Origin of the sequence: Streptomyces sp. NPDC001980 (genome assembly GCF_040296885.1) — a bacterium.
Classification (GTDB): Bacteria; Actinomycetota; Actinomycetes; order Streptomycetales; family Streptomycetaceae; genus Streptomyces.
On the sequence record NZ_JBEOYD010000066.1, the window covers coordinates 25,499 to 35,294 of the forward strand.

Consider the following 9,796-nt stretch of genomic DNA (forward strand, 5'->3'; position numbering starts at 1 on the left):
CGCAAGGACGCCGGCCGCCGGTCCGTCGTGCGGGCCCGGGCAAGTGGGAGCGTGGGGCCTTCGCAGCCTGCCGCCGCACCGCCCCGGAGCCGCCCCATGAACGTCTCGGTCGTCCTGTTCACCGCCGACCTGCGTCTGCACGACCATCCCCCGCTGCGGGCGGCCCTGGACGGCTCGGACGAGGTCGTGCCGCTGTTCGTGCGGGACCGCGCGGTGGACCGGGCCGGCTTCGCCGTGCCCAACCGGCTGGCGTTCCTCGCCGACTGCCTGCGTGATCTGGACACGGGACTGCGTGAGCGCGGCGGCCGGCTGGTGGTGCGTTCGGGCGACCTCGTCGAGGAGGTGTGCAAGGTGGCGGCCGAGGCGGACGCCGCCGCGGTGCATCTCGCGGCCGACGTCAGCGGGCATGCGCAGCGCCGTGAGGAGCGGCTGCGTCGTGCCCTGGAGACGGACGGCCGGCGGCTGCACGTCCACGACGCGGTGACCGCGGCGGTCCCGGCCGGTGCGGTGACCCCGGCCGGCTCGGACCACTACGCGGTGTTCACACCGTACTTCCGGCAGTGGGCGCGGCAGCCGCTGCGCACGGCCATGGCCGCGCCGCGCCGGGTCCCGGTCCCGGACGGGGTCGGGTCCGAGCCGCTGCCGCGCCGCGACCGGCTGTCCGGCGTGTCGGAGGGCCTGGCCGCCGGTGGCGAGGCGGAGGGCCGCGGGCGGCTGGCGGCCTGGCTGCGCGCGGGCATCGGCTCGTACGAGGACCGGCACGACGACCTGGCGGGCGACGCGACCTCCCGGCTCTCGCCGCACCTCCACTTCGGGACGCTCTCCCCCGTCGAGCTGGTCCACCGGGCCCGGAAGGCGGGCGGCCCGGGCGCCGATGCGTTCGTACGGCAGCTCGCCTGGCGGGACTTCCACCGGCAGGTGCTGGCCGCACGGCCGGCGGCGGCCTCGGCCGACTACCGGACGAAACACGACCGTTGGCGCACCGGGCGCGCGGCGGACGAGGACGCCGAGGCATGGCGGGCGGGGCGCACCGGCTACCCGGTCGTCGACGCGGCGATGCGCCAGCTGCGCCACGAGGGCTGGATGCACAACCGAGGGCGGCTGCTGGCGGCGAGTTTCCTGGCCAAAACGCTGTACGTCGACTGGCGGGTGGGCGCCCGGCACTTCCTGGAGCTGCTGGCCGACGGGGATGTGGCGAACAACCAGCTCAACTGGCAGTGGGTGGCGGGCACCGGCACCGACACCCGCCCCAACCGGGTCCTCAATCCGGTGACCCAGGCGAAGCGTTACGACCCCGACGGAGCGTATGTACGGCGCTGGGTGCCGGAGTTGGCGGCGCTGGCGGGGGCCGGGGTGCACGAGCCGTGGAAGCTGGGCGGCCCGGACCGGGCGGCGCTCGGCTATCCGGAGCCGATCGTCGACCTGGCGGACGGTCTCGCCCGGTTCCGGCGGGCCCGGGAGCGCGGCTGAGCCCGCCGGAGAACAACCGGTGAGCGCCCGAGAACTACACATAAAGAAGAAATAAGAGCAGAATGCTGTCTAGCGGCGTATACCGCACGCACCAGACGCGGTCAGGCCTGCAAGTCGAGAAGGAGACGAGTCATGGCCAACGTCTCGCACGGCAGAAGTGACATAACCAGCCACCCCGATGTCTCCGAGATGCGGGAGCGCTACGCCCGCATGCTCGGCGGCCGTGATGTGGCGCTCGTGGACGGACCGGTGTTCCTGCTCGGTCTGTACTGCGCGGCGTCCCCGTGGATCCTCCACTACACGGCGAGCCAGCCCGCGCTCGTGGCCCACAACCTGATCATGGGCATAGCGATAGGTCTGCTGGCACTGGGCTTCACCAGGGCACCGGAGCGCATGTACGGCCTCAGCTGGGCCATGTGCGCCATCGGCATCTGGATGATCATCGCCCCCTGGGTGGTCGGCACCAGCCCGGACAAGGGCGTCATCATCAACAACGTCATCATCGGCGCGCTGGCCCTCTGCCTCGGGCTGGTGTGCGCCGCTTCGGCGGCCAAGCGGACGCCTATGACCTAGGCACAACGGCATCCCCTGGAAGGGAGGAAGCGGGGCCGGTCCGGTGACGGCGGACCGGCCCCGCCGCGCGTCCGCTCAGCGGCCGGGGACGAGCCAGGGCTCCTGCGGGAGCGGGCTGCCGGTCTCGATGAGGGACTTCAGGTTCGAGAGCACGGCCGGCCAGCCGGACGAGATGCCCTGCAGTTCGCCCTCGTCGTTGAGGTCCTCGTGGGTGACGGTGAGCTTGACGATGTCGGCGTGCGGGCGGATGTCGAAGGTGACCCGGGAGTGCCGGCCCGGGTCACCCTCGTCCGCGGGCGCGGCCCAGGTGGCGACCAGCCGGGTCGGGCGGTCGCTCTCGACGACGGTGCCGACCACGTCGGCGATGCCGGAGCCGTCGGTGCGGACGTGCTCCCAGCGGGAGCCGGGCCGCCAGTCGGAGACGTTGGAGTGCCCCCAGTAGACGGCGGTCAGGTCGGCGTCCGTGAGGGCGTCCCAGACCTTCTCGGGGGTGCTGGCGATGTAGGTGACGTAGACATAGCTGGGCTGGTCGCTCATGGCTTCCTCGGCTCGTCGCTTCAGGTCGCCGAGCGCGCGCAGGCGCGGGCGCTCGAACTTGTCGATCCACCGCTCCTGGATCTCGTGGAGCGGCACCGGGTTGAGGTAGTGCAGCTTCTCCCGCCCCCGCCGCACGGTGCTGATCAGGTTGGCGGCCTCCAGGACGGCAAGGTGCTGGGTCACCGACTGCCGGGTCATCGCGATGCGCTCGCACAGCTCGCCCAGCGTCTGGCCGTTCTGCTCGTGCAGCCGGTCCAGCAGTCGCCTGCGGGTGTCGTCGGCCAGCGCCTTGAAGACCTGGTCCATCCCGCTGTCGTCCTCTGATCGCACACCCAACGTTATGCAGGTAATTACTTGCATGTCAACGCCGGCCACCGGCACGGTGCCGTTCAGGCGGTTCGGGGAGTCGTGTCGAACGAGATCCACACGTCCGGCGGCAGCTCCGGCATGCCCGGCACCGGCCGGGGCTCCTCGGTCCAGGCGTCGCCCGCGGCCGCGGCCGCGACCCGCCGCCAGAAGGCGACGGCGCCCGGGTTCTCGTACTGGAACGCGATCTCCCAGCGGCCCGGATGACGGGCGAGGACCGCACGGACGGCAGCCAGCCCGATCCCCGTCCGCCGCGCGCCGCGCACCACGAAGAAGCTGTTGAGCACCCGCACGGGAGTGTCCAGCGCCCGGACGAACGCGAAGCCGACCGGGTGCTCGCCCCGGACGAAGAGGTAGGGCGCCCAGCCGGGTGCGGAGAACGCGTCCTCGACGCGCTCGTCGCGGAACGAGCCGTCGGACCTCGGCAGGAGTCCACGGAACTCGGACAGGTCGTGGCGGAACAGCAGCCACAGACGATCGACGACGGGGCGGTCTTCGGGGACGGCGGGGCGGACGACGACGTCCGCTTCGGTGAGCTCTGTCATGTCGGTCATGAAAAAAGCCTCACCCGGCGGCAGTTGACCGCCGGGTGAGGCTGACGTGTGGTCGGGACACTACACCACGGCCGGCTCCTCCGGCGTCAGATACTCCTCGCTGATCTCCTTCACCCCGAACGGCCACACCTTCTCCAGCCGCGCCCAGACCAGGAACGCCACGCAGCCGAGGGCGAGCCAGGCCAGGGACCACTCGATGGGGTGGCGGCCCGGGGAGTTCCGGTCCGCGTAGCCGTAGATCACGCACCAGCCGGCGAAGGCGACGATGCTCGGCAACGGGTAGAGCCACATGCGGTACGGCCGCTTCAGGGCCGGCTGCCGGCGGCGCAGCACCGTGAGCGCCACGATCTGGGCCAGCGCCTGGACGATCACCATCACCGTGGTGAGCAGCTGGATCAGGGTCGCCAGGTCGGTGTGACGGCCGATCAGGAAGCCGATCGCGGTGATCACACCCATGGTCGCGAGCCCCAGCATCGGGAAGCGGTGCTTCGGGTGCAGCTTCTCGTAGGGGCGGAAGAAGACGCGGTCGCGGGCGGCGTCGTAGGGCACCCGGGAGCCGCCGAGCAGGCCGGTGAAGACCGAGGCGAAGGCCGTGATCAGGATCAGCACGGTCACCGTGTCGGCGGCGCCCTTGCCCCAGGTCTTCTCCAGGACCGCCGAGGCGACCGAGGTCGAGGCGATGTCGTCCGGGTTCGTCATGCGGTGCCAGTCGATGACGCCGAGCGTGCCGATCTGGAGCAGCAGGTAGATCGCCATGATGCCGAGGATCGAGAAGAGGATGGAGCGCGGCAGGACACGGCCGGGTTCCTTGATCTCGGCACCCATGTAGGCGGTCGTGTTGTAGCCGAGGTAGTCGTAGATGCCGATGGTCAGGCCCGCTGCGAAGCCGAGCCAGAAGTGGTCGCTCGTCAGGTCGAAGGCGTGGGCCGGGTAGGTGAAGGCCAGGTGGGGGCTGAAGTCGGTCGCCGCGGCGACGATCACCAGCAGCACCGAGGCGATCATCACCGTCCACATGACGGCGGTGATCCTGGCGATGTGCTCGATGCCGCGCCAGAGCAGGAGCACCACGAGGGCGATGACACCGAGCCCGATCAGGTCGCCGGAGGTCTGGCCGAGGCCCGGGGCGAGGTAGCCCAGGTACTGGACGAAGCCGACCACGCCGGTGGACATGATCAGCGGGATGAAGAGCATCGCCGTCCACACGAACAGGAACGGCATCAGGCGTCCGGTGCGGTACTGGAAGGCCTGGCGCAGATAGACGTAACTGCCGCCGGAGCCGGGCATCGCGGCGCCGAGTTCGGCCCAGACGAGGCCGTCGCAGAGCGCGAGCACCGCGCCCGCGACGAAGCCGATGACGGCCTGCGGGCCGCCGAACGCGGCGACCATCAGCGGGATGGTCACGAAAGGACCGATGCCGCACATCTGGCTCATGTTGATGGCGGTGGCCTGGAACAGGCCGACGCGGCGGACGAAACCGCCGGTCGGTGGCGCACTGCCCGAGACGACGGGACTACCGGGACCAGCAGACATGGGGGCTCCTGAGCGAGACACGGGGAGGCGGGCGGGTCGCGTACGACGGGCGGGGGCCGACTCGGCGGGATGGCCGATAAAGTTAAGGAGCCTTACTAGATGCGTCAAGTATGCGTCGGGAATCGGTGAGAATGGTGCGATGGCCGCCAGCGACGTCGTAGAGGAGCAGGAGCAGCCCTGGAGCCGGCAGCGCCTGCGCAGCGCCAACGAGCGGCTGCTGCTGGACCGGCTGCGCACGCTCGGTTCCGCCTCGCGCGCCCAACTCGCCCGTGAGACAGGGCTGTCGAAGCCGACCGTGTCCAGCGCGCTCGCCGCACTGGAGTCGGCGGGCCTGGTCCACGAGGTCGGCACCCACGTGCCGGAGCGCGGCCGCACGGCCGTCCTGTACGCGCCCGACCCGGCGGCCGGGTTCGCGCTCGGCATCGACGTGGGCCGGACCTGGCTGCGGGTGGCGGTCGCCGATCTCGACGGCACCCTGGTCGCCCGCTCCGACGTGCGCAACCGGGCCCGGGGTTCGGGCGCGATGGCCGACCTGCTGGTCGCGACCGCCCGGCAGGTCGTCGCCAACTCCGGGGTGGATCCGGCCGAGGTGGTGCACGGGGTGGTGGGCACTCCGGGCGTGTACGACGAGCGGCAGCGGCGGGTGCGGTACGCGATGCATCTGCCGGGCTGGGGGCGCGCGGGCCTCTTCGACCGGATGCGCGAGGAACTGGGCGTCCCGCTGGAGGTGCACAACGACGCCAACCTCGCGGCCCTCGGCGAGTACACGTACGGCGTCGGGGCGGGCAGCCGGCTGTTCGCCTACATCATGATCGGCACCGGCCTCGGGATGGGCGTGGTCAGCGAGGGGCGGCTGTTCACCGGGGCGCACGGACTGGCCGGGGAGATCGGCTTCCTGCCCTGGCCTGGGCGGCAGCAGGGGCCCGAACGCCTTGAGGACGCGGTGTCGGGGGTGGCCGTCGTCGAGACGGCTCGGCGGCTGGGGATGACCGGGCAGCTCACCGCGAAGTCCGTCTTCGACGCGGCCCGCCAGGGCGACCAGGTCGCCGCCGAGGCGGTACGTCTTGAGGGCGAGCGGATCGCGCACACGGTGGCGGCGGCCGCGGCCGTCCTCGACCCCGACCTGGTGGTGCTCGGCGGCGGTGTCGGCCACAGCGTCGACCTGCTGCTGCGTCCCGTGCGGGACCACCTGCGCACCCTCACCCCGCTGCGCCCGAAGCTGGCACCCAGCCGGCTCGGCGAGGACGCGGTGCTGCTCGGCGCGGTGGCAACGGCCCTCGGGACCGCCCGTGACCTGGTCTTCGAGCGCAGGTCGGGCACGTCCTGACCGTGGCGGCGCCAACTCGCGCGGGCCCCACGGTGATTGACACCGCCTCCGCGGCACCCTAGCTTGAGCCGGGTTAGTAAAGTTTCCTAACTTTACGAGCCTGGAGACCATCGTGTTCCCTCGCCGTGCCCCCGGACACCGCCTCGCCACGGCCGCCGTGGCCCTGGGACTGCTCTGCTCACTCAACACCAGCGCCTGGGCAGGGGCCCGCGACCCGGCCCACGGGCCCGCCCGGATCACCCGTGTGCCGTCCGCCGCCGGGTCCGAGACCCCGCTGTCGGGGTACGCGATCCGGTCGACGGCCGAGGTGGGCGACTCCGCGGCGGCGGTCTCCTCCCCCGGCTACCCGACGCAGGGCTGGTATCCGGCGGGGCCCCGCTCCACGGTCCTCGCCGCGCTCCTCGCCGACGGCGTCTACGACGACCCCTTCGTCTCCACCAATCTCCAGAAGATCCCCAAGTCGCCCTTCCAGGTCCCCTGGTGGTACCGCAGCGACTTCACGGTCACGGACCCCGCGCACCGCACCTACCTGGACTTCAGCGGGGTTATCTCGGCGGCCGACGTGTACGTCAACGGCCACCGGGTCGCCACGGCCGACGAGGTCACCGGCGCCTACACCCACCATGAACTGGACGTCACCTCCCTGGTGACGGCCGGCACGAACACGGTCGCCTTCCGCATCCAGCCCAACAACCCGAACAAGAACCTCACCATGGGCTGGCTCGACTGGCTCCAGCCCCCGCCCGACCAGAACATGGGCATCGTCCGTGACGTCCTGGTCCGGCGCGGCGGCCCGGTCGCGCTGCGCGACGCGCACGTGGTGACGAAGCTCGCGGTGCCGTCCCTCGCGACGGCCGACCTGACGGTGAAGGCTCAGGCCCGCAACGACTCGGACACCCCGGTCACCACCGAGGTCTCCGGTACCGTCGCCGGGGTGACCCTCACCAGGTCGGTCGAGCTCGCGGCCCACCAGACCAGGACCGTCACCTTCACCCCCGCCGACACCCCGGGGCTGCACCTGACCTCCCCGAAGGTGTGGTGGCCCGCGGGGATGGGCGGCCAGCCGCTCCACGACCTCGACCTCACCGCGTCCGTCGGCGGCACGGCTTCGGACACCGCCCACGAGACCTTCGGCATCCGGGACGTCCGGGCCCCGCTGAACTCCGACGGCGCCCGGCAGTACTCGATCAACGGCCGCCGGCTGCTGATCAAGGGCGGCGGCTGGTCACCGGACGAGTTCCTGCGCTGGGACCGCACCTATGCCGAGGACCGCCTCAGGTACGCCGTGGACCTGGGCCTCAACGCCATCCGGCTGGAAGGCCACATCGAGCCCGACGAGTTCTTCGACCTCGCCGACCGCCTCGGCGTCCTCACCCTGCCCGGCTGGGAGTGCTGCGACAAGTGGGAGGGGCAGACCAACAGCGGCGAGAGCGGCGAGAAGTGGACCGCCGCCGACTACCCGGTCGCCCAGGCCTCGATGGCCGCCGAGGCCGCCCAGCTGCGTGACCACCCGAGCGTGATCTCCTTCCTGATCGGCAGCGACGCCGCGCCCGACGCGAAGATCGAGAAGGGATATCTGGACGCCCTGGACGCCGCCGACTGGGGAGTCCCGGTGGTTCCCGCCGCCTCGGACAAATCGGCGCCCCAGCTGGGCAGTTCGGGCATGAAGATGACCGGCCCCTACGACTGGGTCCCGCCGGGCTACTGGTACGCCAAGCGTGAGGGCGGCGCCACCGGCTTCAACTCGGAGACCAGCGCAGGACCCGACATCCCCACCCTCGACACCCTGCGCCGGATGCTGACCCCGGCCGAACTCGACACCCTCTGGAAGAACCCGGACGCCAAGCAGTACCACCGCTCGCCGTCCGCGACCTTCGGCACTCTGAAGATCTACGACGCCGCCCTCACCGGCCGCTACGGCGCCCCGAAGAGCCTCACCGACTACGTCCGCAGGGCCCAGCTCGCCCAGTACGAGAACGTCCGCGCCCAGTACGAGGCGTACGAGCGCAACCAGACCGACGCCTCGAAGCCGTCCACCGGGGTCGTGTACTGGATGTTCAACAGCGGCTGGACGTCCCTGCACTGGCAGCTGATGGACCGTTACCTCGACAAGGGCGGCGCCTACTTCGGCGCGAAGAAGGCCAACGAGCCCCTCCACGTCCAGTACTCGTACGACGACCGCTCGGTCGTCGTACTGAACAACCGGCACACGCCGGCCTCCGGGCTCACCGCGCGGGCCACCCTCTTCAACCCCGACGGCACCCAGAAGTACGACAAGACCGTCACCGGCGTCTCGGTCCAGGGCGACGGCGCGCACAGCACCGCGCTCACGCTGCCGGCCTCGGTGAGCGGGCTGGCCTCCACCTACCTGGCGCGGCTGGTCCTGACCGACGCCGACGGCAAGGAGGTGAGCCGCAACGTCTACTGGCTCTCCACCAAGGCCGACACCCTCGACTGGGCGAAGACCGACTGGTGGCACACCCCGACCACGAGCTACGCGGACCTGACGGGGCTGTCCTCGATGGCCCAGGTCCCGGTCACGGCGACGGCGTCGACGACGGATACCGACGGCACGTCGACCACCACGGTCACCGTCCGCAACACGGGCACCGGCAAGACCCCGTCCCTGCTGACGGACGTCCACCTGGTCGACGCGAACGGCAAGCCTGTGCTGCCGGTCCAGTGGTCGGACAACGAGGTCAGCCTGTGGCCGGGCGAGTCGGCGACCCTGACGGCCACCTACCGGACCGCCGACCTGCACGGGTCGTCGCCCCAGGTGCGGGTCTCCGGCTGGAACGCGGTGGAGCGGACGGTTCCGGCGGGCCTGCCGGAACCGTCCGTCCCGCTCAGCTCACGTTGAGCGCGGTGTCGTCGACGACGAAGGACGTCTGGAGGGTCGAACCCTCGACACCGGAGAACTTGATGGTGGCCGTGGTGCCGGCCAGGGAGGAGACGTCGAAGCTCTTGAGGACGTATCCGGAGGCCGCGTTGAGGTTGGAGTACGTGGCCAGGGTGGTGGATCCGGCGGTGACCGTCAGCTTGTCGTAGGCGGTGCTGGTGGTGGTCTCCGCGGTGTCCACGTGCAGGTAGAAGCTGAGCGTCGCGGAGCAGCCGGACGGAATGGTCACCGACTGGGACAGCGTGTCGGTGTGGGCCGACCCGTAGCCGTCGAGCCAGGCCTTGTAGGAGCCGGTGCGGGCCGCCTCGCTGCTGGAGTTGGTGATGACCCCGCTGCTGGCGGTCCAGGTGGTGTTGCCGGACTCGAAGCCGGGGTTGCCGAGGAGCTGGGCGGAGGTGCAGGTGCCACCGCCGCCCCCTCCGCCGCCACCGCTGCTGCCGCTGGACGCGCCGGTGAGCCAGGCGGTGGCGTTGAGGGCGAGGGCCGCGTTGGTGGCGCCGCTGTCGTTCCAGCCGTCGTACAGCGTGTTGCCGGACTGGC

Annotated in this window: 7 protein-coding genes and 1 pseudogene; 4 read left to right on the forward strand and 4 right to left on the reverse strand. The window is 71.3% G+C overall.

What is annotated here, in order from left to right:
- Positions 1-96: 96 nt before the first annotated feature.
- Both ABT137_RS47760 and ABT137_RS47765 read left to right on the forward strand, forming a co-directional pair.
- Positions 97-1,470 (forward strand): cryptochrome/photolyase family protein, encoded by a 1,374-nt coding sequence (locus ABT137_RS47760; RefSeq protein ID WP_351719630.1) that lies wholly within the window; start codon positions 97-99, stop codon positions 1,468-1,470.
- Between the two features lie 132 nt (positions 1,471-1,602).
- Positions 1,603-2,043: an SPW repeat protein gene (locus ABT137_RS47765; RefSeq protein WP_217551956.1), complete on the forward strand. Its 441-nt coding sequence runs from the start codon at positions 1,603-1,605 to the stop codon at positions 2,041-2,043.
- A gap of 75 nt (positions 2,044-2,118) precedes the next feature.
- On the opposite strand, the gene ABT137_RS47770 is transcribed toward ABT137_RS47765, so the two are convergent.
- The 3 genes from ABT137_RS47770 to ABT137_RS47780 form a co-directional block, all read right to left on the reverse strand.
- Positions 2,119-2,886: an ArsR/SmtB family transcription factor gene (locus ABT137_RS47770; protein ID WP_351719640.1), complete on the reverse strand. Its 768-nt coding sequence runs from the start codon at positions 2,884-2,886 to the stop codon at positions 2,119-2,121.
- Positions 2,887-2,969: 83 nt separating this feature from the next.
- Entirely contained in the window at positions 2,970-3,491 is a 522-nt protein-coding gene (locus ABT137_RS47775) for a GNAT family N-acetyltransferase (RefSeq protein WP_351719642.1), read from the reverse strand.
- 69 nt (positions 3,492-3,560) lie between these two features.
- Positions 3,561-5,030 (reverse strand): APC family permease, encoded by a 1,470-nt coding sequence (locus ABT137_RS47780; RefSeq protein ID WP_351719632.1) that lies wholly within the window; start codon positions 5,028-5,030, stop codon positions 3,561-3,563.
- A 139-nt stretch (positions 5,031-5,169) separates the two neighbouring features.
- On the opposite strand from ABT137_RS47780, the gene ABT137_RS47785 reads away from it, so the two are divergent.
- Positions 5,170-6,357 (forward strand): ROK family transcriptional regulator, encoded by a 1,188-nt coding sequence (locus tag ABT137_RS47785; protein ID WP_351719635.1) that lies wholly within the window; start codon positions 5,170-5,172, stop codon positions 6,355-6,357.
- Between the two features lie 112 nt (positions 6,358-6,469).
- Positions 6,470-9,217: a glycoside hydrolase family 2 protein gene (locus ABT137_RS47790; RefSeq protein WP_351719638.1), complete on the forward strand. Its 2,748-nt coding sequence runs from the start codon at positions 6,470-6,472 to the stop codon at positions 9,215-9,217.
- Here the strand turns inward: ABT137_RS47790 and ABT137_RS47795 are convergent.
- Positions 9,204-9,796, reverse strand: a pseudogene (locus ABT137_RS47795) (hydrolase); the annotation flags it as partial. The gene ABT137_RS47790 and the pseudogene ABT137_RS47795 overlap by 14 nt on opposite strands.

Coding starts and splice junctions, on each gene's coding strand:
- ABT137_RS47760 (WP_351719630.1), top strand. CDS start 97: ATGAACGTCTCGGTCGTCCTGTTCACCGCCGACCTGCGTCTGCACGAC.
- ABT137_RS47765 (WP_217551956.1), top strand. CDS start 1,603: ATGGCCAACGTCTCGCACGGCAGAAGTGACATAACCAGCCACCCCGAT.
- ABT137_RS47770 (WP_351719640.1), bottom strand. CDS start 2,886: ATGGACCAGGTCTTCAAGGCGCTGGCCGACGACACCCGCAGGCGACTG.
- ABT137_RS47775 (WP_351719642.1), bottom strand. CDS start 3,491: ATGACAGAGCTCACCGAAGCGGACGTCGTCGTCCGCCCCGCCGTCCCC.
- ABT137_RS47780 (WP_351719632.1), bottom strand. CDS start 5,030: ATGTCTGCTGGTCCCGGTAGTCCCGTCGTCTCGGGCAGTGCGCCACCG.
- ABT137_RS47785 (WP_351719635.1), top strand. CDS start 5,170: ATGGCCGCCAGCGACGTCGTAGAGGAGCAGGAGCAGCCCTGGAGCCGG.